The sequence below is a fragment of the Sphingomonas sp. Leaf10 genome, assembly GCF_001421245.1.
In the GTDB taxonomy this organism is placed as follows: domain Bacteria; phylum Pseudomonadota; class Alphaproteobacteria; order Sphingomonadales; family Sphingomonadaceae; genus Sphingomonas.
Genome location: NZ_LMKE01000023.1, coordinates 60,574 through 86,020 on the forward strand (window position 1 = coordinate 60,574; position 25,447 = coordinate 86,020).

13 protein-coding genes and 1 pseudogene are annotated in these 25,447 nt (G+C 64.1%); 4 read left to right on the top strand and 10 right to left on the bottom strand.

Annotated features, from left to right (window positions below):
• Positions 1-88: 88 nt before the first annotated feature.
• Positions 89-1,105 carry a LacI family DNA-binding transcriptional regulator gene (locus ASE59_RS13670; protein ID WP_056457249.1) on the top strand — a complete coding sequence of 339 codons (1,017 nt, stop codon included), beginning with the start codon at positions 89-91 and terminating at the stop codon, positions 1,103-1,105.
• A gap of 16 nt (positions 1,106-1,121) precedes the next feature.
• Here ASE59_RS13670 and ASE59_RS13675 read toward each other — a convergent pair whose 3' ends face one another.
• Together ASE59_RS13675 and ASE59_RS13680 are read right to left on the bottom strand one after the other, a co-directional pair.
• Positions 1,122-3,122: a GH32 C-terminal domain-containing protein gene (locus ASE59_RS13675; RefSeq protein ID WP_162235323.1), complete on the bottom strand. Its 2,001-nt coding sequence runs from the start codon at positions 3,120-3,122 to the stop codon at positions 1,122-1,124.
• A 578-nt stretch (positions 3,123-3,700) separates the two neighbouring features.
• Positions 3,701-4,662: pseudogene (locus ASE59_RS13680) on the bottom strand (IS481 family transposase).
• A gap of 100 nt (positions 4,663-4,762) precedes the next feature.
• Here ASE59_RS13680 and ASE59_RS19895 point away from each other — a divergent pair.
• Complete coding sequence (locus tag ASE59_RS19895; protein WP_156360085.1) at positions 4,763-5,077, top strand: hypothetical protein; 315 nt, start codon at positions 4,763-4,765, stop codon at positions 5,075-5,077.
• A 437-nt stretch (positions 5,078-5,514) separates the two neighbouring features.
• On the opposite strand, the gene ASE59_RS13690 is transcribed toward ASE59_RS19895, so the two are convergent.
• A complete protein-coding gene (locus ASE59_RS13690) occupies positions 5,515-8,364 on the bottom strand; it encodes a TonB-dependent receptor (protein ID WP_235515772.1) in 2,850 nt (949 codons plus the stop codon).
• Between the two features lie 321 nt (positions 8,365-8,685).
• Between ASE59_RS13690 and ASE59_RS13700 the strand changes: the two genes are divergently transcribed.
• Positions 8,686-9,996 carry an MFS transporter gene (locus ASE59_RS13700; protein WP_235515773.1) on the top strand — a complete coding sequence of 437 codons (1,311 nt, stop codon included), beginning with the start codon at positions 8,686-8,688 and terminating at the stop codon, positions 9,994-9,996.
• Positions 9,993-11,831: a hypothetical protein gene (locus ASE59_RS13705; RefSeq protein ID WP_056457263.1), complete on the top strand. Its 1,839-nt coding sequence runs from the start codon at positions 9,993-9,995 to the stop codon at positions 11,829-11,831. The genes ASE59_RS13700 and ASE59_RS13705 overlap by 4 nt, the downstream gene beginning before the upstream one ends.
• Before the next feature lie 42 nt (positions 11,832-11,873).
• On the opposite strand, the gene ASE59_RS13710 is transcribed toward ASE59_RS13705, so the two are convergent.
• From ASE59_RS13710 to ASE59_RS13740, 7 genes are all read right to left on the bottom strand, one after another.
• On the bottom strand, positions 11,874-13,418 hold the full coding sequence (locus ASE59_RS13710; RefSeq protein WP_235515774.1) for a carboxylesterase/lipase family protein: 1,545 nt from the start codon (positions 13,416-13,418) through the stop codon (positions 11,874-11,876).
• Entirely contained in the window at positions 13,415-14,302 is an 888-nt protein-coding gene (locus tag ASE59_RS13715) for a LysR substrate-binding domain-containing protein (protein ID WP_056457269.1), read from the bottom strand. Before ASE59_RS13715 ends, ASE59_RS13710 begins: the two co-directional genes overlap by 4 nt.
• Positions 14,303-14,335: 33 nt before the next feature.
• The gene (gene kdgD, locus ASE59_RS13720; protein ID WP_056457271.1) at positions 14,336-15,271 is read right to left on the bottom strand and encodes a 5-dehydro-4-deoxyglucarate dehydratase; all 936 of its coding nucleotides are present in this window, start codon (positions 15,269-15,271) and stop codon (positions 14,336-14,338) included.
• 132 nt (positions 15,272-15,403) lie between these two features.
• The gene (locus ASE59_RS13725) at positions 15,404-17,656 is read right to left on the bottom strand and encodes a WD40/YVTN/BNR-like repeat-containing protein (RefSeq protein WP_235515775.1); all 2,253 of its coding nucleotides are present in this window, start codon (positions 17,654-17,656) and stop codon (positions 15,404-15,406) included.
• Positions 17,657-17,822: 166 nt separating this feature from the next.
• On the bottom strand, positions 17,823-20,693 hold the full coding sequence (locus ASE59_RS13730; RefSeq protein ID WP_056457275.1) for a TIM-barrel domain-containing protein: 2,871 nt from the start codon (positions 20,691-20,693) through the stop codon (positions 17,823-17,825).
• Positions 20,693-22,264, bottom strand: coding sequence for a DUF5597 domain-containing protein (locus ASE59_RS13735; RefSeq protein WP_235515776.1), 1,572 nt, complete (start codon positions 22,262-22,264; stop codon positions 20,693-20,695). The genes ASE59_RS13730 and ASE59_RS13735 overlap by 1 nt, the downstream gene beginning before the upstream one ends.
• A gap of 185 nt (positions 22,265-22,449) precedes the next feature.
• Positions 22,450-25,368 (bottom strand): TonB-dependent receptor, encoded by a 2,919-nt coding sequence (locus ASE59_RS13740; protein WP_162235324.1) that lies wholly within the window; start codon positions 25,366-25,368, stop codon positions 22,450-22,452.
• Between the last annotated feature and the right edge of the window lie 79 nt (positions 25,369-25,447).

Sequence of the window (25,447 nt, forward strand, 5' to 3'; positions counted from 1 at the left end):
GTCAATTACAAAATGTCGACGTCGACAAAGGGTAGCAGTACGGTCCGCATCCGCTACGGTGGGCAGATCGATGACGGAGGGATAGGGTTTGCAGACCATCAAGGACGTTGCAGCGCGTGCCGGCGTGTCCGACCGCACGGTATCGCGGGTGGTGAACGGCGAACCCAACATCAGCGGCAAGACGCGCGCGCGGGTGATGGAGGCGATCGACGCGCTGAACTACATCCCCAACCTTGCCGCGCGCATGGTGCGGACCAACCGGTCGGGGGTCATCGGCCTCATCACCGACGTCGTGTCCACCACGCCCAATTCGGTCGAGATCATTCGCGGGGTGCAGGACCGGATATCACGCGCGAGTCAGAGCCTGCTGATCGCGAACACGTCTGGGTCTCCGGAGGACGAAGCGAAGGTCTGGCGGACGTTCCAGGAACACCGGATCGACGGCGTCCTCTATGCCACCATGTATCATCATGCGACGCCGTTCGACCCGGAAGCGCACCGCATCCCGACCGTGCTGGTCAATTGCTTCGCCGCCGGGCGCGACGACATCGCCGCCGTCGTCCCCGATGATCTCGACGGGGGGTATCGCGCCGCGCGCCATGCGATCGATCAGGGGCACCAGCGGATCGCCTTCGTGACGCTGAACCCGATCATCCTCGCTGCCGAACTGCGGCGGCAGGGGTTCGACCGGGCACTGGCGGAAGCGGGCATCACCCCGCGCCCCGACTGGATCCGGCCGGGAATCGCCGGACCTCTGGACGCCGAGGAGATGCGAGCCTTCGCCGTTGCCCACGAACTGCTGTCGGCGCCGGCGGCGGACCGGCCGACCATCCTGCTCGCCGGCAACGACGAGATCGCCATGCAGTGCCTGTTCGCCGCCGCCAAGCTCGGCCTGACGGTGCCGGACGAAGTGGCGGTCATCGGCTTCGACGATTTCCGCCTGATCTCCGAACGGGTGGTCCCGCCACTGACGACGGTCGCCCTGCCCTATTACGACATCGGCACCCGCGCCGCCGACAAGCTGTTCGCGATGCTGGCCGGAGAGGACGAACAGCCGCTGATCGAACGGCTGCCGTGCCCGTTGGTCCGGCGCGGATCCGCCTGACCGTACCACCGCACGCTCACCGGATCGGCGCGGCGTTCATCCGCCATGCCTTCACCTGCGCCGTCACCGGCGCGGTTGCGGTCACGCCGAACCGGCTCGCATCCGCCAGCGACGGATAGGTCCGAAAGGAAAACGCCGCCGCGTCGTTGACGAACACGTCGACGACCGAGTGGTCGACGAACACATGGAACCGGCGCGGCTCGCCGAAGGCCGCAACGTCGTAGGCACCGCGCAGCAGTTGCGGCCCTTCCTGATCGCCGCCCAGCGTCGATTGCCGTTTGTCGAGCACGATCTCCCTAGTGGCGGGATCGTACAGGATGCGGGTCGCCTCGCGCCCATCGGCCGATCGCGCGATGGTCAGGCCGAAGCGCCCCGCCGGCGACGGTCCCTCGAACGTTGCGTCGATCTCGACCGCGCGGCCGAGGTCGCCGACGGCCACGTCGCCCGCCCCACTCACGCGCGTCGCGATCGCCGTCGCGGGGTCGCGCAGCGCCGCGAGCGCCGGAACCGGCGACTGGCCGAGCGTCCGACCGTCGGGCAGCAACCGCCACAGGCGCGGCAGGCTGAACGTATGCGCCCATCCGGCGCGAAGCTGCGCCTGGGGCGCGCGGCGTTCGTCGACGATGCCGACCGCGGTGATCCGGCCATCCTTGTCGCGTTCGATCGTTGGGCTGAGGTGCCCCGGCAGCACGTCGAGCACTCGAGGCTTCGGATCGAGCGGTCGGAACGTCTTGCCGTTCCAGGTTCCCACCCAATAGACTCCGCGCGTTGCGGGCGTTGTATATTTGCCGACCGCGCCGCCGATCGGATTGGCAACGAGGATGTACCGGTCGGCCGCGATCTTTTCGAACACCGGCATCTCCCAGATGTCCGATCCGACGTCCATTTTCGCGAACGGGGCGAATGCGGGCTGCCGCTTCCAGCAGGCACGGTCGGCAAGATTGTCGCAACGATAATAGGCAAGCCCGCCCGAACCGCCGAGCGCCGCGCCGACGATCATGTGCGCCGTCGTCCCTTCAAACCAAACATAGGGATCGCGGAAGTCGGCCACCCCGGTCCGGTCGAGCAGCGGGCCGACCTTCTTCCAGCGGATCAGATCGGGATCTTCGCTGATCGCCATCGATATGCCGGGATTGAAGAGGTTGGGACTGTAATTGACGCTGGTGTAGAAGGCGAGGCCGAGCCCGCCGGGACCGTTGACGACGTCGCCGGACCAGATACCCTTCATGTCGAACCCGAACGTCGGCGTCTGAAGTTCGGGATAGAGCGCGATCGGCAGATCGGTCCAGTGAACCAGATCGTCGCTTTTGAGATGCCCCCACGCCATCATCGTCTTGAACGGACCGTTGGGCGTCCGCTGATAAAACATGTGCCACGTATCGCCGCGCCGGACGAGACCGTGAGGTTCGTTGGTCCAGTTCGCTTGTGGCATCGCATGATAGGACGGCCGTTGCAGGTCGCTGGCGAAACGCGACGTGGGAACCCTCAGCGACTCCGCTGCCGACGGCAACGGCCCCCGGCGCGCCGGGCCGGCATCGATCGCGACGGCATCGTCGAATACGCGGACCTCGTCATAGGCGGCGTTCAAGCCGTTGATGTTGAAGACGAGTAGCGGTGCCGCACGAAAACTGTGCGCGATCTGGAAAACGGTGTTTGCCGGCCGGAAGCGGGCCGGCCGTCTACCCGGACTGCGCGCAATCTCCCTGCCGTCGAGATACAGCGAAGCCTGCCCGCTAGCGGGGTCGTAGGATGCTGAAACACGCGTCCAGCCATAGAGCGGAAACCGCGAGGGCGCGACAACCTCGACCATGCCGTTGTCGGTAGCGACCTTCATCCCCCAGCGTCCGAATGGATCGATGAACAGATCGAAGCCACGGCCCTTCGACGCCTGTTGCGCGATCGAGGCAGGGATCTGTTCGTCTACCGGTTTCTCATCACCCGAGGGATAGCTTTCCAGCACCATCCATGCATCGAACGTGAATCCGCGCTCGGCGGACAACGGGAGCGGTGCCGACACCCGGCTTGAGAAACCGTCGCTACGCCACGCCCTACCGGTGACGCCGGGTACGAAATCCGGTGCGGGAAACTGCGTTTCAAAAATCGGACCGGCCTCCCCCTTTTCGAACGTCCAGTGAATCGACGGCCGGGGTTGTTGTGCAAGCGCCGTTGCGCCCCCAAGCGCCAACGTCACACCGGTCGCGAACCAGCGACAGCCGTCAGTTGGAAACATCGCCTTTGCCTCTCCGAATGTTGTTTTTTGTCGTTTCCCGCTTCTAATCGGACTGCTGGAGTTACCGGTCAACGAAAAATGTCGACGTCGACAACCGTTTCCATCGCCATCTTCGTGATTGCGTCTGATTTGAAAACTGTCGGCGTACAGTACGCGTGGCTTGACGGCCGCAGATTATGCGGCTCGCGGGTTCGGCTGATCTGTCAAGGGTTTCCAGTTCCAAGGCATGAGTTCGTCCCAGCGCTTGGCAGGCTAGTCGCCCGCGACCTTGGCGATGGCGCCGGCGATATAGGTCGGTGGATCGACACTATTGGTCTTGCAGGTCTGAATGACGGTGTAGATGCCGGCGTAACCGCAAAGCCGTGCTAGGTGTTCAGTCCCGGCATCTGGTGGATCGGGTTGACGATGAACCGGTCTGGCTCTGACGTCCAGATCTTGGCGATGTATTCGTAGGGTGTGAGCCCGTTGAGCGTCTTCAGCCGACGAGCGAAGTTATAGGCGGCCATGAAGTCGGCGAGGTGCGTCCGAAGCTGTTCGTGGGTTTCGTAGTGGAAGCGCTTGACGGTCGCCTCCTTGAGGGTGTGGTTCATCCGTTCGACCTGCCCATTGGTCCACGGATGGTTCGGCTTGGTGAGCCGGTGTTCGATGTCGTTTGCCTCGCAGATCATGTCGAAGCGCATCTGGCGCGACCAGGCGGTGTTGCGGTTGCGGGGCTGCTCGGCGAACTGGATGCCGTTATCGGTCAGGATCGTGTGTATCCGGTACGGCACGGCCTTCAGCAGGTGTTCGAGGAACTCCCATGCTGTGCGCCTATCGGCCTTGTCGACCAGCTGGGTGACTGCGAACTTGCTGGTGCGGTCAATGCCGACGAACAGATAGAGCTTGCCTTCGGCAGTCTGCTACCCAAGGCAATATCGATGTGGAAGAAGCCAATGGGGTAGCGCTCGCAGCGCTGCCGCTTCGGCTTGTCGCCCTCAACATCTGTTAGGCGGGAGATCCCATTCCGCTGCAGACATCGGTGCAGTGCTGACCGGGTCAGGTGCGGGACTGACGGCTGCAGCGCGTAGAGGTAGTCGTCGAGCGGCAGCAGCGTGTGCCGCCGGCTGCCACAATCATCGCCTCCTCCGCCTCGGACAAGGTCGTTGAATGAGCGGCCTTCGGCCCGGTCTTCATATCCTCAACAGTTGCTCGCTTTCGCCACTTCGCCACCGTCTTCGGGTTGATCCCGAGTTCCCGGCTCAGCGTCGCGAGCGAAGCTTGCGACATGCTGTATTGCTGCTCGGACGGCGTGCGTGGTCGTGGCGCACCCATGACGAACCTGTCCCATACGGTCTCCTTCCATTCCAACGAAAGGATCACACCATCAAACCGTGGGATCAAACACCTAGGACACGGGCCTGTATCTTTGGGCATTAGAGGGGTGAGATTTGAACGTCCACGTTGTTAGCTATCGTGAGGTGCTGGATCAGGCGTACGGGCTCGTCCTCACCGCTAATTCGATCGAAAAGCGTGCGGTCGACGCCGTGTTGGGCAAAACAGCCGCTGCCGAGGTCCAGCGTCGCTGTCAGGGTTCGAAGCTCGGCTTTGTGGAGCCCCACATTCTGCTCCATCTGACAGGCGTGCCGGCGGAACCGACGAAGATGCTGTCGGCCGACTGGTGCGGCATATGTTCTCTGCGCCAATGCCGCGCCCCTCTTTCGTGGGGCTTGTGGGCACCGGGTGGGGCAACCCCGCGGAAGTAACCCCGCGGAAGTGGCGATCAGGGACGTGATGCTCGCAAACGAGGTCTATTCACTTACTTATCGCCGCGCGACGCCGAACGGGCCGTCGTACGTGCGCTCGCAATCCCGAAACGTGCTCAGGATGTGGGGTTGCTGTCGCGGCGCAATCGGCCGTTAGCCTCGCGTTGGACCGGATGAAGCGGGTACGTCGACCGTTAGAACGCCGTCGAGCTCGGGCAGCTAGACTGACGACATCGGCCCCAGAGTGTCCGCCGCTTGAGCAAAACCGGACGGACAGGGGCGAAGCGTCCGATACCTGTTGGGCTGGATCATCTCAAAGGCACGTACGGGCGATTCATGATCGATCACGGAACTCACCCGTAAGGTTGGTGACGAAGAAAATGACCGCCCGCTAGGGCGGCCGAGTTTGTGTGGAAGGGAGAGCATCCACACGTTATTCAGAACGCGTAGCGGGCACCGAGCAGGAGCTGCCGTCCGCTGTGCGTGCGGACGTTAAGCCGGTTGCTTTCGTCCACGAACTGGTCGTTGAACGTATCGGTGATGTTGATCGCCTCCAGGCTGAGCTTGAACGCGTCAGTGACGTTGAACGACATCTGGGCATCGAAATTGGTCGTGGCGCTGGTACCGTTGTAGCTGTTACCTTCAGTCCCAGGCACCGCCGTCAGATAGCGCGAACGATAGGCGACCGAGCCGCGGACCGAGAAGCGAGGGGTTTCGAAATAGACGGTCCCGTTGGCAGCGTGTTTGGATAGGCCGATCAGCGGCTGGGTGACGCTGCCCATGCCGGTCAGGTAGCTGATGTTCGAATCTACATAGGTGTAGTTCGCCAACACGCCGAAATTCTGGAGGAACCCCGGCAGGAAGGTCAGCGGCTGCTGCACGTTGACCTCGAACCCCTTCAGCTTGCCGCCATCCGAATTGACCGGGCGGCTGACGATGAACACGTCGGTAGGCAGCGCCGAGGTGCCGGCGAGGATCGAGGTCGGCAGTCCCAGTTCGCTGAACGGAACGTCGACGCTCAGCGTCTGGACGAAGGTGCTGATGTCCTTGTGAAAGAACGAGGCGGCGTAAAGCGCGCCGCGCGTCGGATACCATTCGATCGCGACGTCGACGTTGGTCGATTCGGTCGGCTTCAGGTCCGGGTTGCCGCTGGAGAAGCCGCGATTGCCGCCCGAGATCGAGACGTTGCCGCCGGGCGACAGCGATCCGATGCCGGCACGGGCGATGGTCTTGGCGGCGCCGAGGCGGAACAGCAGCGTGTCGGTGATGTCCCACACGATGTTGCCGGAGGGCAGCCAGTTCTCGTAGTCGCGTTCGGCGGTGACGAGATCGAAGGCGGTCCCGCGGCTGGCGTAGCCGGTCGAGCGCTGATCGGTGCGGACATAGCGCACGCCCACGTCACCGCGGACCGGCAGGCCGGCGTCGGCAAGATTGAACTCGCCCATCGCCCAGAGTCCGGTGTCCTCTTCGCGGACGGTGGTGTATGATCCGCGTGCCGACGTCGCTTCCACGCCGCCGGTTGCGTAGAGCGGATTCGAATATAGCCCGTAGAGCTGCTCGAATGCCGCAAGGTCGGGCACGATCCAGCCGCCGGGCGTACCGGCGGGTACGTCGATCCCCTTGCCGAACCCGTCGTACAGGCGGGTGCCGGCGGCGATCTGCGCCGGGGTCAGCGTCTGGACGACGCTCTCGCCCGACGTCCGGCGGCGTTCGGTCGAGTCATAGTCGAACCGTCGCCAGTCCGCGCCGACCTTCAGCTTGACGGCGTCGGTCGCCTTCCATTCGAGGAAGCCCTTGGCGTTCAGGAAGCTGTTGGTGACGGTCTGCGGACGGATGCGGACTTCCGACGTGCCGTTGGTGAAGGCGAAGGTTGCGGGATTGGCGATGTCGACGCCGGGCCGGATCGTCGGGAAGCGGGTCGAGAAGTCGTAGAAGAACCCCTGCGTATTCGCGGCATCCAGCGTCACCGTCGTCTGGATCGGGTTGCGGAAGTCGGACAGCGCATAGCCGACCACGCCGCCGACCTTCACCCGATCACCCAGATCCTGCGCCAGCGTGCCCGTCACCTGATAGAAATCGGTGGTCAGCTTGTCGAAGCGTGCCTGGGTGCGCAGGTCGACGTTGTCGAACGTGCCCGACACGATGTTGTTGTTCTCGTCCACCACGCCCGAACGGATGATCGTCTGCGGCTTGCCGGTGCCCGAGCGGCTGAAGCCGATCGCCTGGAACTGAGCCTCGGTGCGCGTGCCGTCGAGCCGCGAATAGAGGCCGTCGATCGTCAGCAGCGTCGCGTCGGTCGGCTGGAATTGCAGCGACAGCGCCGCGCCCAGCCGTTCCTGTTCGATGTCGTAGCTTACGAGGCCCGGGATGCGCGGGTGGAACAACGCGGTGTCGGGGTTGGCGTCGTTGATCTGCGCGATCGTCTTGCCGGCGATCGTGGAGCGGGGATCGAAGCCGCCGTTGAACCCGCCATAGGTCCAGCGCGTGATGTTCGCCCCCTCCTCGCGCAGCTTGCGCTGTTCGTAGGCGATCGACAGCAGGACGCCGAACCGTCCGTCGGACGAGGTGGTGGTGAGCAGCGTCGAGACGCGCGGCGTCACCTTTTCCGACAGGTCGTTGTAGCTGGCCTGCGCCGATACGACGGCGGTCGCTTCCTTGAAGTCGAACGGACGGGCGGTCTGAAGGTCGACCGTGGCGCCGAGCGACCCTTCCTCGACATCGGCGGTCGCGGTCTTGCGGACCGCGAGGCTGTTGAACAGGTCGGAGGAAAAAATGTTGAAATCGAACCCGCGCCCCCGGTTCACGCCGCCCGAATTGTCGGTGCCGCCGGTGGTGCCGATCGCCTCCATGCCGTTGATCCGCACGCGGGTATATTCTGGGCCAAGTCCGCGCACGGAGATGTTGCGCCCCTCCCCGTTCACACGGCTGATCGCGACGCCCGGAATGCGTTGCAGCGATTCGGCGAGGTTCAGATCGGGAAATTCGGCGATGTCCTCCGCCTTGATCGCGTCGATCGCCGAGGTGCTGTTGCGCTTGATGTTGATAGCGCTGGTCAGGCTTTCGCGAAATCCGGTGACGACGATCTCCGCCTCGGCGGCGTCGGTCACGTCGGCTTCGGCCGGAACCGCAGGGGATTGCGGTGGCGTGACGGTATCGCCCTGCTGCCCCGGTGCGCGTGCAGCCTTCTCGACATTGGTTTCGGGCATGCCTTGCGCCGATGCGATCCCCGGCACGACGATCGCGCTGGTAACGATAAGCAGATGGCGAAGATTCGTGATGCCGGCCATGGATCATCCCCTATGTTCTCCGGCCCGTTGCAGGCCGGCCCCGGCGTCTGCGGCCGGTTCATCCTGATGCTTGCCTATCCGCTGCGAACCGTCCGACGCCAATTCCGATTCCGCATCGATCATTGCGCCGATCGCACCATCCGGCGGTGTCGACCGGGCCAAAGGTCGACGATCAAGCCGAAACATGGCTGGATCATGCGCCTTTTTGGCTTGGACCCGGCCTGCGCCTGCCACTAGCGTCGCCGGACGTCAGAATGGCCGGACACGCATCCGGCGGACATGGGAGGATGTATGACTGTTCCGTCAGTTACGGGCAGCGCCGTGGACAGTGCGAGCCCCACCCATGTCCGCTATCGCATCATCGCGCTGATCTTTCTGATCACGTCGATCAACTATGCCGACCGCGCAACCTTCTCGATCGCGGGCAGTGCCGCATCGGCCGAACTGGGTCTGTCGCCGGTCGCAACGGGATATATACTCTCCGCCTTTGCCTGGGCCTATGTCGTCGCGCAGGTGCCAGGCGGGGCGCTGCTGGACCGCTTCGGTACGCGGCGGGTCTATGCGGCGGCGATCGCGCTATGGTCGGCGTTCACCGCCACCCAAGGGTTCGTGGGTCTCGTCCCCGGCGTTTCTGCGATAACGATGCTGTTCGCGTTGCGCTTTCTGGTCGGACTGGCCGAAGCGCCCAGCTTTCCCGGCAACGCGCGTCTGGTCGCGGCATGGTTTCCGGGGCGCGAGCGGGGCACCGCCTCGGCGATCTTCAATTCCGCACAATATTTCTCGCTGGTCGCTTTCGCACCGTTCATGGGTTGGCTGGTCCATGATTTCGGCTGGCGGTCGGTGTTCTTCGCGATGGGGGCGATCGGTGTCGTCGCAGCGATCGTGTTCACCCGCTACATCCACAGCCCGGTGCGCCACCCGTCGATTAACGCCGCCGAAGTCGCGTTGATCGAGGAAGGCGGCGGGTTGGTACGGATGGAGGATGCGGTCGCCAACCGCGTTTCGACCTTCACCTGGGTCAACGTCCGTCAGCTATTGGCAAGCCGGATGATGATCGGCATCTATCTCGGCCAATATTGCATCAACGTGCTCACCTACTTCTTCGTGACGTGGTTCCCGATCTATCTGGTCAAGGAACGCGGGCTGAACATCATGGAAGCGGGGTTCGCCGCCGCCGCGCCAGCGTTATGCGGCTTTGCCGGCGGACTGCTGGGCGGCTATCTCTCGGACAGGCTGCTGGCGCGGACCGGATCGCTCGACACGGCACGCAAGCTGCCGCTGCTGATCGGCATGATCCTGGCGAGCGCGATCATCGGCTGCGTGTTCGTCGAACAGCAATGGATGGTCGTCGCGCTGATGTCGGTCGCCTTCTTCGGCAAGGGCGTCGCCTCGCTCGGCTGGGCGGTGATGTCGGACGTAGCGCCGCGCGAGCTGGCGGGTACGGCCGGGGGCGTGTTCAACATGTTCGGGAACATGGCCGGAATCGTGACGCCGATCGTCGTCGGTTATATCGTCGCGGCGACCGGGTCGTTCGATCTGGCGCTGGTATTCGTCGGCGCCCATTGCCTGCTGACGATCGTCGCCTTCTACGGCATCGTCGGCCCGATCAAGCGGCTGGAACTGGCCAAGTGATCGCGCGGCGCGGGTTTTTAGGCGGGGCGGCGGCCGGGCTGCTGCTCCCGGCCACCGTGCGCGCCGCGAGCGGCGTGGTACGGATCGCGACGCCGATGGCGGCCCCGCGCTGGGCGGTGCTGCAACGCGAATTGCTTGCCGCCAACGCCGCTGCGTGCCGGGCCTATTACCGCAAATATGTCGATGCGCGCGGGTATCTGAAGATCTTTCCGCGCTGGGGCGCGAACGACGGGCCGGACGATGCGGCCGAGGCGACCAACGACTGGGAACTGCTCCACGCCCTTGGCGGTGCGGATGAGGTGCTGACGATGGCGCGGCGCTTCTGGGAAGGGCATTTGCGGCAATATGCGGCTGCACGCACGGTCGACGTCGCGATCGCGCGGGCGGGCATGTACCACCGCGAGTTTCCCGTGCAGATGGACTGGCAGCATAATTCCGAAGGGCTGACCGGGTTCAACCGCATGGGACTGAACACCCCCCATGACGCAAAGCTGATCGAGCGGACCTGTCGCTTCGCCGATTTCTACACCGGGGCCGATCCCACCGCGGCGAATTACGATCCCCGGCGTCGCATCGTGAAAAGCGCGATGAACGGCAGCCGGGGGCCAATGCTGCATCCTGCCAGTGCGCTGGACTGGGCGGGCGATCCGTTCGACACCAGTGGCTTCCGCATGGAGCATGGCGAAGACAACTATGCCCAGACGCTTGGCCATTATGCCGAATATATGGAGGTAGTGGGCGATACTCCGCTCAACACGCACTGCACGATGCTGGGCCTCAACGCCTATGCGCTGGGCGGTGGCGAGCGGTATCGGCGCTGGGTGCTCGATTATTTGGGCGGCTGGATCGAGCGGGCGCGCGCTAACGACGACATCTTGCCGAGCAATGTCGGTCTGGACGGGACGATCGGCGGCTCGGCGGGGGGGCGCTGGTGGGGCGGAGTCTATGGTTGGGGCTTCTCGCCGCTGGTGCCGCAGACGGGCGTGCGGGAGAACCGCAACCGGGTGCTGCGCGCTCTTCCAGCGTTTCTGAACGGGACGCTGCTGACCGGCGACGGGGCGTATATCGATCTATGGCGACGGCAGCGCGACCGGATCGAGGCCGCGGGCCGGATGATCGACGGCGTCTGGCATACGCCCACCATGTACGGGGCGAACGGCTGGTACGGCTGGAAACAGGGCCCACACCGCACCAACGGGTTCGAGATCTGGTACGTCACCCAATCCGCCGCCGACCGCGCGGAGGCGGGGGAGCATCCCTGGGTCGATTTCCTGGAGGGAAGGAACGCCGGTTGGGCCGAGACCGCGCTGGAAGGCGACCTGAAGCGGGTTCGGGAGCGGCTGGCGCTGGTCGAGGGCGACACGACGGTGCAGCAAAACCGGCTGGCCGACTGGACGCTCGATAAGAATCCGGCGAGCGTCACCGCGCTCATCCACCAGACGACCGGCGGATTGCACATCGCCCGCCCCCCATGGTCTCCGACGTCGCCGCCGCAAGGTGGCGTGCCGCTGCACTGCCGTCTGCGCTGGTTCGACATGGGCAAGCGCCGGGCGGGGCTGCCCGACGGGGTGGCCGCGCTGGTCGTGGCGATGGACGATACCTCGACGCAGGTGGTGGTGGTGAACCTGTCCGATGGCCCACGCGACCTGGCGATGCAGGGCGGGGCATGGGCCGAACACCGCCTCGAACAGATCGCGATCGACGGACGCAGGATCGACGTGCCTGCACGGGGTCTGACCATTCGGGTGGAGCCGGGTTGCGGCGCACGGATCACCGTCACCATGCGCCGCTATGCGCAGATGCCGACGCTTGCCTTTCCCTGGGATCGGACCTGAGTCAGCGACGTTCGGGGAGGTTCAGGGGTCTGCCGGACGCCGCTATCCCCCGGGCTTGATGTATGGTGCGACAGCGAACAGCAGGCGTTCCTCCCGGCGGGGATCGTCGACGACGCGGGTTCGGCGATCGAACACCATCGTGGCACGTTCGGGCACCGTGAAACGCGGCCATGCCGGCATCGTACCGCCGTTCGGATCGCCGGTCGCGGCGAAGCGGACAAAGGCATCGGCCATCGCTGCCGAGACCGCCCGCGCGGCCGGACCATCGCCGGTACCGGCACCGGGCAACGCCGTGTTTGCGAAGACCAGCGGGATGTCGAGCGTGTGATAGGCGCCCAGCACCCCACCCGCCTCTGGTGCCGGCAGATCCAGCTGGTACATCCAGGTCGGCCCATTCAATGCGGCGCGTGCCTCCGCCTGGATCAGGTGGCCGGGCCATGACCGGCCGGCGGTCGAGGCGGCGAGCAGTATCTGTCCGGGCGTGCGATCGGGATACATCGTACGGTAGCGTTCGATCACGAAGGCGGGGTCCATGTCCTTGACCATCTGCGCCGACAGTCGATCCGGCAGGTTGGCCCAGTCGGTATCGCCCTTCAACAGGATGTCACGCAACCAACCCCCGGTTTCGTCACGGGTGTTGCCGCAGATCAGCGGGATATGCGCTGCCTCACGCGGCGCGTCGGGCACGAAGGGATGTCGCGTCAGGACGCGGTGGTCGAGTGTCGAGGTGAAGCTGATCTCGCCCTTCCCCTCGATCGGATCGAGCGTGGCCATCGCTTCGACCAGTCGCTCGATCGGAAGTACCGCGAGTTCGGCGACGCTGCGCGCGCCGGCCCGTTCCATCCAGACCCGTGCGCGCCGCGTCGCGTTGCGTGGGCCCGCGGCGGTCACATGTTGTCCGCTCATCGTCGCGGCATGATGGAATAACGGGCGCGCCCGAGCCATCGCCATCAACGTCACGACCTTCGCACCACCGCCCGACTGTCCGAAGATCGTCACCCGTGCCGGATCGCCGCCAAAGCGCGCGATATTGTCGCTCACCCAAGCAAGCGCGAGCACGATGTCGAGATTGCCGACATTCCCGGATTCCGCCGGTCCGCCCAGCGCAGCGAGATAAGCATAGCCGAGGCCGGCGAGCCGGTGGTTGAGCGTGACGACTACGACATCGCCCCGCCGTGCAAGGTTGCCCCCGTCGGTAAGCGGATCGCTGCCCGAACCATGAGCATGGGCGCCGCCGTGGAGATAGACCAGCACCGGTCGACGCGCCGCATCGGACGCGGGCGTCCAGACGTTCAGGAACAGACAGTCCTCGGACGTGGGTTCGGTGGCCCGGGTCTGCGGCGCGGCCGCGCCATAGCGCGTGGCATCGGCAACGCCCTGCCACGCGGTCGGCGGTACTGCTTCGGCGAAGCGGCGCGGCGCGGTGTCGGCCCCATAGCGGATACCGCGAAACACGGCGATGCCGCGGTCGCGTACGCCGCGCACCCGGCCATAGGTGGTGGTGACGACCGGATCGGCAGGGGCGCCGCGCGCTGCGACCGGCACTATTGCCGCCAGGCCGGCCAGCACACCACGCCTGTCGATCACGCCACCACGTCCGCACAGAGCCGCCGCATGGGATCAAGCGCCGGATTGGCGTTGTCGCGCCGCCACGCCAGATGCAGTTCGACGGGCTGCGGCGGGTCGGTGACCAGCGGCCGGAACTGCACGTCGAGGAGATGGAGACCCGTCGCCGATTCCGGCACGATCGCGGCGGCAAGGCCGGCATGAACCAATCCCAGCATCGAATGGATCTGGGTTACGTGCTGGACGTAGTCGGGCGTAACGCCGGCCCCGTCGAACAGGCCGGCAAGCAGACCGTGGAAATACCCCGCCCCCCGTCTGGCGTACATGATGATCGGCGCCGCATCGAAATCGGCCAACGTGAAGTCGGCCTGCCCCGCACGGGCATCGCCGGGCGGGAGCGCAACGACGAGCGGCTCATGTCGCACCGCCATCGTTTCGAATTCGTGTCGGTCGACCGGAGGGCGAACGAAGGCGATGTCGATCAGCCCGGTCAAGAGTGCCTCGACCTGGTCGGTTGTCACCATCTCATGCAGTTCGAGCTGGATGTTGGGCAACGCCATGCGGGCCTGAGCCACCACCTGCGGCACCAGCGTATAGCCCGATACGGCCGTGAAGCCGATCGCTACCCGGCCCTCGTCGCCCTTCGCCACTCGCCGCGCGGCAAGCGCCGCGCTTTCGGAAAGGCGTACGATACGCTTGGCCTCGACCATGAACAGCCGACCCGCAGGGGTCAGCGCGACGGTGCGACTGGTCCTTTCCAGCAACGTCACGTCGAGGATGCGCTCCAGCAACTGGATCTGGCGGCTGAGCGGCGACTGGGTCATGTTCAATCGCGCTGCCGCACGACCGAAATGAAGTTCTTCGCCAGCGGCGACGAAACAGCGGAGCTGGCTCAGTTCGAACATGGGAACCATGCTAGGCCGCCCGTGCCGCACTGGCTAGGCGGCGACGCGGACGGGCAAGCGAACCCGCTCTATCAGCGTACGCAGTTCGGCGTCCTCCTCGGCGGACAGGTCGGCAAGCGGGCTTCGCACGGGCCCGGCATCCTGCCCGACGATCCGCATCCCCGCCTTCACGATCGAAACCGCATAGCCCGCACCGCGGTTGCGCAACGCGATGTAGGGCAGAACGAACCGCTTCAGTTCCGCCAGCACCGTTGCATGGTCCTGTGCCCGGACCGCAGCGTAGAATGCCAGCGCCCATTCGGGCAGGAAATTGAAGATCGCCGAGGAATAGGTGGTCACCCCCATCGTGAGATAGGGCGTGGCGAAGGTCTCGGCCGTGGGCAGGCCGCCGATATAGGTCAGGCGATCGCCCATCCGGGCATGGATGCGCGTCATCAACTCGATATCGCCGACACCGTCCTTATACCCAACCAGGTTCGGATTGCGTTCGCACAGGCGCGCCAGCGTCTCGTCGTCGACCACCGCATTGTCTCGGTTGTAGACGATGACGGCAAGGCCCGTCGCGCGACATACCCGTTCGATGTGCGCGGCCAGTCCGGCCTGCTTCGAACCGACCAGATAGGGCGGCAGCAGCAGCAGTCCATCCGCTCCGGCCGCCTCCGCGTCGCGGGCGATGCCGACTGCGATCTCCGTGCCATAGCCGCATCCGGAGATGACCGGCACCTTGCCCTGCGCGGTATCGACCGCCGCTGCGACCACCCGGGCGACCTCCGCCGGCGTCAGCGAGAAGAATTCGCCGGTGCCGCCGGCCGCGAACAATCCGGTCAGCGGGTGCGACAGCATCGATGCGCAATGCGCGCGGTACGCATCCTCGACGAAGCGGCCTTCATCGTCGAAATGGGTAACGGGAAACGACAGCAGCCCCCCACCCATGTGGCGCATCATCGTGACTGGATCGGTGGTGGCCATCGTTGTTTCCCGTACTGGTTCGCAGAAGGCCATCGGCCTTCCTGTCGTCCGTCGGGGTATCAAGCAGGGTCGGACGGGTCCAAACCAAACAGCGGTTGGATCGATGCTCTATGGGACTGGATCGGCCAACGCTTAGTGCAACGGCATCGGATCGCCGTAGAACAGGCCGCGTCCATCGGTCCCCAGATAGACCCTGCCGGTCCGTTGCGGATCACCGGAAATCACCCGGTATCGACCGCCCCATCGGTGAGCATCGTCATCAATCCTTACCCAGGAACGTCCGTCATCCGTCGACCGCCAGATGCCACGCGTCGTTCCAAACGTACCGACCGCAAACACTGCGTCCTTGCCAAGACCGAACAGTTCGACTGCCAAAGCGCCGTTCGCCCGGACGAACGATCCGCCCCCGTTCACGCTGTGATAGAGCGCCGAGCCTGCCTGCAGCCATAATTCGCGCGAACGGACGGGCGTTACCAGCAAGGCGCTCTGCGCTTCGCGTCCTTGACGCCCTGCCGGCCTCAGTTCAGCTGGCAGTCCCGCTCCTGCAACCGGCTCGAAGCTGGCGGCGGCGTCACGCGACACGAGCAACCGACCGTTCGCGACGTCGACGGCGTAGAAGGTCCGTGGATCGACCTTATCCGCCACGGCGCGGGTTCGCCCAGGCAGACCCCGTACCGGTTGCCAGGTGCGACCTTCATTTCGCGTGACCTGGGGGAGGACGGTGGCGGCGACGATCGTCCGGCCGTCGGCGGAAACGGTCACGGCAGCCTCACCAATCAGATCGTCTCGTGTCGGAGGTTGACCGACGGCAGGCACCTGCAACGGTCTCCAGCTGCGACCGCCGTCTTTCGAAAGCGCCAAGGATGCCTCACGGGGGCGGTCGGCGTAGAGGCTCCCGCTACGGACGATGACGTTCGGTGCCAGTCCCGCGTAATCCAGCGTATTCGTGTTTGACAGATACGGATTGACGAAGCTCGGGCGTGGTGACGTTCGAAGATCGTCATGGACAAACCCTGCCAAGTCGCCGAACCCGGACACGAGACGAGGTCCTCGCGTCGGAGAGATCAGGGTGATGATCGCCGTCTGCTCGATGCCATCCGTCCATGGCGCCCAGTTCACGACACCTTTCGACCTCAGGCCGTCGGTCGAATACACGGTTGCCCCCGTGGTGTAAGCGACGCGGGCGGGGTCGAACGGATCGATGGCCAGTCCCGATATCCAATGGCCGAAATCCGCTCCCCGGCCCTCGTGCCCGAGAAACGGAGTGGCCGACACGTCTCGACGACTGCGACCGCTCACATCATCCCATGTGCGACCGTCGTCGCGGGTGATCCAAAGCGAATCCCCGGCCCGATATCTGTCGATGGTAGTCACTGCGGCAATCCCGTCCACGGAACGTGCGACCGCAACGCCGAGGAATCCGCCCTCGGAACCCGATGCAAGCCATGCAGGCGGCGTTACATCCCGCCCCGCGCCACCGGGTTCGTAACGCCACACCGCACCGGTCCGCGCGTCGCTCGGCCCTATCCCGCTTGAATAACCGACCCACAATATTCCACGTGCATCGATCGCCGCCTTCGCTGCCAAGAGCTTCGGGGTTGCCACTGGTACCCACGTCGTTCCTCCGTCCTCTGACCGGTACAGCGCTGGCAGGTTCGGATCGGCGATCCCCACCCATATTCGCTGCGAACCTTTGCCGGCCCGTCCGCTGTTCGCATCGATCGCGACGAAGGAGACACCGCCATGGCTGGTCCCGCGAGCGGGTTTGCCAAGCCCCGGATGCGGAAACGTCGCCACCTTCGTCCACGTCATGCCGGCATCGTCGCTCTGCCAGAGGCCATCGTGCCGCGAACCGAAGAACAGCCGGCGCGGATCATTGGGATCGACAGCGAGGCGTTCGCCGAGGCCCCGTCCCGGCTCGTTTCCGCCCATGGCAAAGGGGACCGGCACAATCCGCCATGTGGCGCCACGGTCGCCGGATCGCATGATGGCGGCGGGCTGTCCGGCACTAATGCCGGCCGCCATGTAGACGACGTCGGGATCTACCGGGTCCGGGGCGATGCTTTCGATCCCCATGTAGCTCGACGTAGCGTTGTCGTCCTGCAACGGTACCCATTTACGCAGAGCTGCGTCCCAGCGATAGGCGCCCCCCATGTCGGTGCGCAGGTAAGCCAGATCGCGTTCGATCAGGCTGAAGACGATGTTTGGGGCATAGCCCCCTGCCCCTACCTTCACGTTGCCCCATTTGTAGGGAACCGCTTCGGTTCGCACCGAGGGCGCAGCAGAACCGTCATCGAAAGCGAGATGCGCGACAGCGACCGGTTGGCCGACCAAGCCGATAACCGCACAGAACAACGCTGCTTTGCCGGTCGCTAGATATCGCATTCGCATCATCCTTTCGAAGCTGGAGGCGTCAGGCATCCCGTTGAAAGGCGGAACCGGCAAACGGACGACTGTTTGCTGGGAATCGATTTACCCCGTTGTCTATCCAAGCCTTCCGACGATCGCGCCGGAACGTCATACGAGTATACCGACCGGTCCCGATCAGTAATCAACGCACTGTCGGCCGCCCTGCCAACGGCACCTTCACCTCGCGTCCGTCATACACGAACGCGGTCGATGCATTGTCGGCGAAGTTCGGCGCGACCGTTTTGCCCGGCACATGGAATCGCACCGACATCGCCCGCTTCGCGGTCATGCCCGGGAAACTGCCCTTGCGGGCACCGATCCTCAGCGTCTTCGTCGCCTCGTTCCACGCCACCGGGATCTGCGACGACTGGCCCTTGCGATAGCCCTCGGAAAGGCCGTCATCCTCGAACAACGTGTAGCTGCCGTCCTTGCCGGTGAAGACGTGCAGCACATAGGGGCCATCGGGCTGTTCGGCGGTGGACTGCACCTCGGCCCCGGTCGGTACGATCGATCCTGCCCGGACATAGAGCGGCATGGTGGCGAGCGGCGCGCCGGCGGTGATCGTCCGGCCGCCTTTCCAATACGCGCCGGTCGCGAAGTCGTACCAGTCGGCTCCGGCGGGCAGATAGACCTGCCGGCTGCGCGCGCCGAACTGCGTCACCGGCGCCACTAGGAACGCCGATCCGAACATATACTGGTCGTCCAGCCCCCATGTCTTGCGGTCGGCCGCGAAGTCCATGACCATCCCGCGCATCATCGTGCCGTCGCGGTGCCAATTCTCGGCCGCCAGCGACAGGATGTACGGCAGCAGCCGATACCGCAGCCGGTCATAGTTGCCGAGCGCCTGGTACAGCGCCGAGTCGCTGGCCCCCAGTTCATAGATCTCGCGGAACGGCGTCTCGCCATGGCTGCGGAACAGCGGGCTGAACGCGCCGAACTGGAACCAGCGCAGGTTCAGCTCCTTCCATTCGGCCAGATGCGCGGGGTCCTTCTTGGAATAGCGATCCTCGACCGCGAAGCCGCCGATATCGTGCGTCCAGTTGGGCACGCCCGACATCGACAGGTTGACGCCGGCCGAAATCTGATCGCGCAGATCGTCCCAGCGCGACGCGACGTCGCCCGACCACAGGGCCGCGCTGGCGCGCTGGATGCCGCCATAGCCCGACCGCGTCAGGATGAACGGCCGCACATCGGGCTTCGCGACGCGCAGGCCATCGGCCACGCCCTCGGCATGGACCAGCGGATAGCTGTTGAAGAACTCTTCCGCCGGCCCCTGCGCGGTCGGGCCCATCCGGTCCTTGCGCTCCTCGATCGACAGGTTCGAATGGATGTCCGGCTCGGTCGCATCCATCCACCACGCGTCGAAGCCCTTGTCGACCAGCGCCTCCTTCATCTGCCGGAAGTAGATGGCACGCGCTTCGGGGGCATAGGGATCGTAATCGGTGTTGAGATAGCCCTTGCCGACCCAGTCGCGTTCCTTCGCGATCAGGTTACCCTGATACAGATAGCCCTTGGCGTTCAGCTCCTGCGCGTTTTTTGTGTTCGGGTAGAATTTGGGCCACACCGAAATCATGATCCGCGCGTCGTTGGCGTGGATTTCTTCGACCATCTGCCGCGGCTTGGGAAATCTTTTTTCGTCGAAGCAGTGGCAGCCCCACTGGTCCTCGGGCCAGTAGAACCAGTCCTGCACGATGTTGTCGATCGGCAGGCGGCGCTTGCGATATTCGCGCACGACGTTCAGCAGTTCGTCCTGCGTGTTGTAGCGCTGGCGGCTCTGCCAGAAGCCGTAAGCCCAGCGCGGCATCAGCGCCGCCTTGCCGGTCAGCGCGCGATAGCCGGCGATGACGCCGTCCATGTCCTTGCCGCCGACATAATAATAATCGAGCGCATGGGCGACGTCCGACGACCACCACAGCGAATGGCGGTCGGGTGCGGGCAGCGGATCGTTCTGGAACAGCGCGATATAGCCGGCATTCGGCTCCCACTCGATCCGCACGTCCGCCGCCTTGCCCGCGGTCATCGGCAGGTCGAAATTGTGGAACCACGGGTTCCAGTTCTGCCGCCAGCGGTTCAGGACCTCCTTGCCGTCGACGAAGACCTTCACATAGCTCGACGAATAGAGGCGAAATTTCTGAACGCCGGTGACGGCGGGCGTGACGGTGCCGGTCCACACGACCTTCTGTGTCTGCACCGCATTGCCGGCGGTATTCTGTCCGGTCGTCGCGGCGACCGTCTGCGCCTTGGCCGCCGCCGGCCAGTTCGCCTGGTCCTTGATGAACTGGTAGTTGATCGTCTGCTCGGTCCGGGTCACCGCCAGCCGGTCGCCCAGATAATATTGCGCCTGCCAGCCGGGCTTGCCCCCCGACATGACCTTCATGCCGTCGCCGACCAGCCGGTACGCCTGCGGATTGCCGAAGCGGGTGATGCCGTTATTGTCCCACAGCACGCCGTACTTCTTCGTCGACACGACGAAGGGGATGCCGATGTCCATGTTGTGCTGGGCGAGTTCGACGTCCTCGCCATTGTAGTTCATCTGCCGGTTCTGATGCTGGCCGAGGCCGTAGAAACCTTCGTCGGTGCCGCGATTGAACTGCTGCCGGACCGCCACGAACTTCTCGCCGCCGGCCGTCACCGGCACGAAACCGGCACGCGGCGCTTCCTCCAGCGTCAGCTTGCCCGTGGCATCGCGGAAGCGCACCTGCCCATCGTCGAGGTCGATCTCGGCCGATCCGCCCGCCGCCTTCACGACCACCAGCCCACGCGTCTGGGTCACGGTGAAGTCGCCCGCCGGCTTCGCGGTCACCATCAGGCTGTCGGGCGTCTCGAGGCTGGCATCGGGCACCGCCGTCACGCGGAACCGATCGGGACCATAGACCAGCACGCGCACCCGCTTGGCGGGGCCGGCATCGGGGGTGACCACCACCCCGCCCGGCACCTTCGCCACATCGGCGGCGAGCGCGGGGAGCGAGGCCGACAGGGCCAGCGACAACAGGGTCCAGCGAAGCGTCTTCATCAGCGGTACGTTCCCATGGTCACGCGCAGCAGCATCGGCTGGGCGGTGAAGTTCAATCCGTAATCGGTCTGGTCGCCGTTCATCACCCGGCGCGCGCGGAAGCTGCCGTCGTCGGCCAAAATGCCTTCCTCCACCTTCATCGTCGTGCCGGCGTCTCCATCAGACTGCTGTGCCTGGCCGACGTTCACCCGGACGTCGGTGCCTACGATGATGAACTGATCGGCTGCGACCTGCAGCACGGCCATCCCACCGACCGGCTGATCGGCATTGGGTGGTGGCGCAGCCTTCAGCCATGGCGAGTCCATGCTGCCGAACTGCCATTCGCCGTATTTCGCGGTGATCTTCCACTTACCCATAACCCGCGATTGTTCGCTGTCCGGGGCACCTTTGGCTGTGCCCCATCCGGGATGCAGCGCAGCCAGTCGTGCCCAACCCCGCATCATTGGCTTCAGAAAGGCATAGGGCCTAGCAAAGGAGTCGAGCGTGGCGTTGTCCAACGTCACCGCACCCAGCGGGTGGTTCGAATATCCGGTCTCGTCCATTCCGAAGGGCGCCCAACCAATGCCGCCCCGCCCAAGCGTCGGCCAAAGGAAGCGCGCGAAATCCGCAGCGTTCCCAGTCTCCGGAACCATCAACGCGTTGTCCGGACGGTTGTAATGGTCGAGGAACTTCACATAGTTCTTCGCGTCGCGAGTATACAGGTCGGGAGCGACAAGATCGATATGCGGCGCGGCCGCCTTCCACACGTCGATCACCTGCCAGTCAGGACCCCCGCTTGCGCCGCCCGATTTGCCGGGCGCCGCGAAGGGATCGCCGACCGCAGCGTTGACGTACATCGGCAGAGGTTTGATCGCTTTGCCGGCAGCCGCGATGTCGTCGATGTAGCGCGCGGTGTGCCACGCGTTGAACGCGGCTTCTGCTCCGTCGCCAAAGGCTTGGGTCCATGTGCCGCGCTTGCCGAGCTTCGTTGGGACCGCACTTGCGAACAGCCGGTTGGCCTTCGCCGAATGATCGCGTCCCTGCTGATACACGCCGACTTCGTTCTCGGGCTGGACCATTATGACGGTGTTGTCGGCGTCGTTGTCCTTCAGATAGCGCATGAGCGCGACGAACGCTTTCTTGTCCGCTGCATGCGTAGCTTCGCCATGCGGCGACAGGGCGTAATGCGTCTTGCCCTCCTTCGTCCGCATCCGGGGGAAGCGGACATTGTCGCGCTTCACCCAAGTCGGGACGTATCCGGGAGAGGTATTCTTCCACGTCCCGAACCACAGCAGCACCAGCTTGACGCCACGCTCGCGCGCCTGCGGCAAAAGGGCGTCGAGATAACTGAAGTCAAATTGCCCCTCGACTGGTTCGATCTGCTCCCACGCGACCGGGATCTCCAGCGTATTGGCGTGAAGCCGTTCGACCATCGGCCATACCTGCGGCAGCATGGCAGGATAGTTGCTCGAATTATTGGCTTGCACGCCCAGCATCAGGAACGGCGCGCCATCGACCACCAAAGCGTGGCGACCGTTCTGTGTCGATATGCGAGGCAGCGTCGATTGGCGCACCTGTCCGCTCGCGGACATCGTCGCGACGATCGTCAAAGCAACCGCCGTCAAAGGCATCCGTACCCTATTCATCGAACACCTGTCTGTTCTTGCTAGTTGTCAGTTGCTTTCACTTGACTTCGAGGAAGCGATCCGAGCCGAGCAAAAAAAGCGCCGGGTAACTATGTCACCCGGCGCAAGGGGGAGAGGTATGATGGTTTGGATCAGAACTTGACGCGTGCCCGAACCGAAAAACGGCGATCATTGATGCCGTAGTCGCGGGGTCGGTCGTCGAAGATCTGATAAGACTTGAACGCGGTATCGAGGATGTTCTGCCCATCCAGCGTGATCGCGAACCGCGGCGTCACGTCGTACGTCACCGATGCGTCGAGCGTGCCATAGGCGTTGCCGAAGATCGGTAGGTTCTGCGTGCCGGTGTTTGCCGTACCTTGCAGGAAGCTGCTCCGCCAGTTGTACGCGACCCGCATGTTCAGACCGAACTTGTCGTACAGGGCGACCAGATTGTAGCTGTGCTTCGACAAGTTCACCAATCCGACGCTGATCTGCGTCGTGCTGTTGATGTCGCCTGCCGCCGCTTGGCCCGCGTCGCTGTCGGCGAAGGTATAGTTCGCCTGGACACCCAAACCGTCGAACGGCGCCGGCAGGAAGTCAAAGAACTTCTGTCCGCCAACCTCGAAACCACGGACGTAGCCCTCGGACTCGTTGACCCAACGCCGGACATTGAACCGGACCGTACCCAGACCGGTCAGATCCTGAACGACTGGTGCCGCCGCCCGGTCCACCAATAGGTTCTTCAGGTTCTTGTAAAAGCCGGTCGCGTAGACGAACCCCACGCTATCGAAATACCATTCGAGAGCAAGGTCGTAGCTGGTCGCTTCTTCGGGACGCAGATTGGGATCACCCAACGCGGTACCTGTCCCGACATAGGGATTGGTTTCGGCATTATAGGGCAGCGCCGGGTTGGCGAGCGTCGGTGCCAAGCTGTTCGCGTCGGTATAGCTTACGTTCAAATTGAACTGCGGATTGAGTTGCGCGAAGCTTGGCCGTGAGAAATTCTGCGAAAATGCTCCTCGCAAAATCAATTCGTCGGTCAGGTTTACCTTCAGGTTCACGCTCGGCAGGTAGCGGTCGTAATCGCGTCCGCCACTGAATTCTTCATCCAGCGTGATGTTTGGCGCCGCGGTGACTGTACCGTCCGGGTTTGTAATCGGACCAACACCCGGCGTGCGGTAGATTAGTACCCGCCGCCCCAAAGCCCCCGTCTCGGTCCGCACGGCACGAACACCCACATTGCCGTCGAAACGGATCGTGCCGATCTCCCCGCCGAAGCCGACGCGTAGATAGGCTGCGTAGCTTTTTTCGCTGATGGTGCCGAGGAACGCGTTCGGTGCATCATATGGACGGAAGCTGATGTCCTGACCGCTGACGGCACGTACCGCGTCGAACGCCGCCTGCGGAGTGGTGACAAGGCTGTCATTGAATTGCCAGACCGGCCCGAACACCGAGTTGCGCGCCCGTCCGCGTAGCAGGTCCTGCTGGTACAGGTTGGGCTGCGCATATTGCGGGAATTCCGACAACAACGTGCAACCCTCGACCGACGACCAGTTGGCGCAGGTGGATCCGATCGCAGTCCATGTATCGTAGGTCGTATTGCGGTTGATGGCGCTCTTGTCGGTATAGCGCACGCCGGCGCGCACTTCGCGGATTAGACCTTCACCGAAATCCCACGTCAGGTCGGCCCGGATGGCATCGGCAGTCGCATCGTTCTGCTCGCCATAGGGCAGGATCGCTGTCATCCCGTAATTAGCGGGATTGCTGTAGTAGTTCGGCGTCGTTGACTGGAACACCGGCACCTTGCCGGTCAAATCGAAGAAGAGGTCGTAGTCCTGCCCCAGCCCGGCAACGCTGGTCCTTGGATTAAGTGCGCTGGCCGTGAGGTTCAGAGTGGTTTGTTCGACCGTAGAATCGATATGCTGATAGTCCACCGACAGACGGACCGCACCCGTCACATCCCAGCGTACGCCACCAGAGATATCGGTCGTGCTGGTATCGCGGAGTGTGCCGAAGTTAACCGAGTCCGTTCCAGCGTTGTCCAGATACCCGGTACGTACGATCCCGTTGTCATCCACGGTGAACTGACGGTCTGACGACGGCGGTACGTCCGAGCCGTACGAGAAGAATGAGTTGCCGGCTTCATTGAACTTGTAGTCAGCACGAAAATACTGAGCGTACAGTTCCAGACCGTCGGCAGGTCGCCATTGGAGTGCGGCAGTGCCGCTAAGTCGCTCGCGATCGCCATAGGCGGTCCGGAAACCGCCCCCATGTGGCAGAAGCACGGTCTGATTTGCGAAACCAGGTACTGGTCCCTGCACACCCGGAGCAGCCGGGCCATGCTGGTAGAACGGCTCAACGACCACGACGTCCTCCCGGAACGACGTCGTCTGGTAACCGACGTTGGCAAGGAAGCCGATCTCACCGATCCCAGTCTCCCAGCGGTTGCTATAGATACCGGAAACCTGCTGACCGCTCTTCCCTGCAAGATCATAGTAGGTTGATGCAACGCTGGCGGACAGCAGCTGCCCGGCCTGATCGAACGGCAGACGGGTGCGGAGGTTGACGGTGCCCGACAGGCCGCCCTCGACCAATTCGGCCGAAGGATTCTTGTACACATCGACACCGGCAAGCAAGTCGGAACCTACCTCCTCCCAGGACAGCCCACGGCCGCCACTCGCGGAGAAAATGTCGCGGCCGTTCAATTCGGTTCGGACCTGTGTCAAGCCACGCACCGCGACGCCGCTACCTTCGCCGCGGTTACGGGTGATCTGCACGCCCGAAACACGCTGCAACGCCTCGGCAACCGTCACGTCGGGCAAGCGGCCAATGTCCTGCGCCGTGATCGAATCGACGAACTGATCGGCATTGCGTTTGATTGACTGGGCACTCTGCAGCGACTGACGAAGTCCCGTGACGACGATGTCACCGCTGTCAGTCTCAGCCTGCGTTTGCACTGATGGATCGACCGTTGCGTCCGGTTCACCACCTGTTCCAGTAACAGGCGGCGCCTCTGTTTGCGATTGAGCAAACGCCGCAGGTACACCGACGCTAAGCAACGCGATCGACAAACACGACGCGCTACCTCGGAGCATCCTGGTAGCGGCAAAAAGTGACCTGCGCATTGAACCCCTCCTGTTGCCGCTGCCC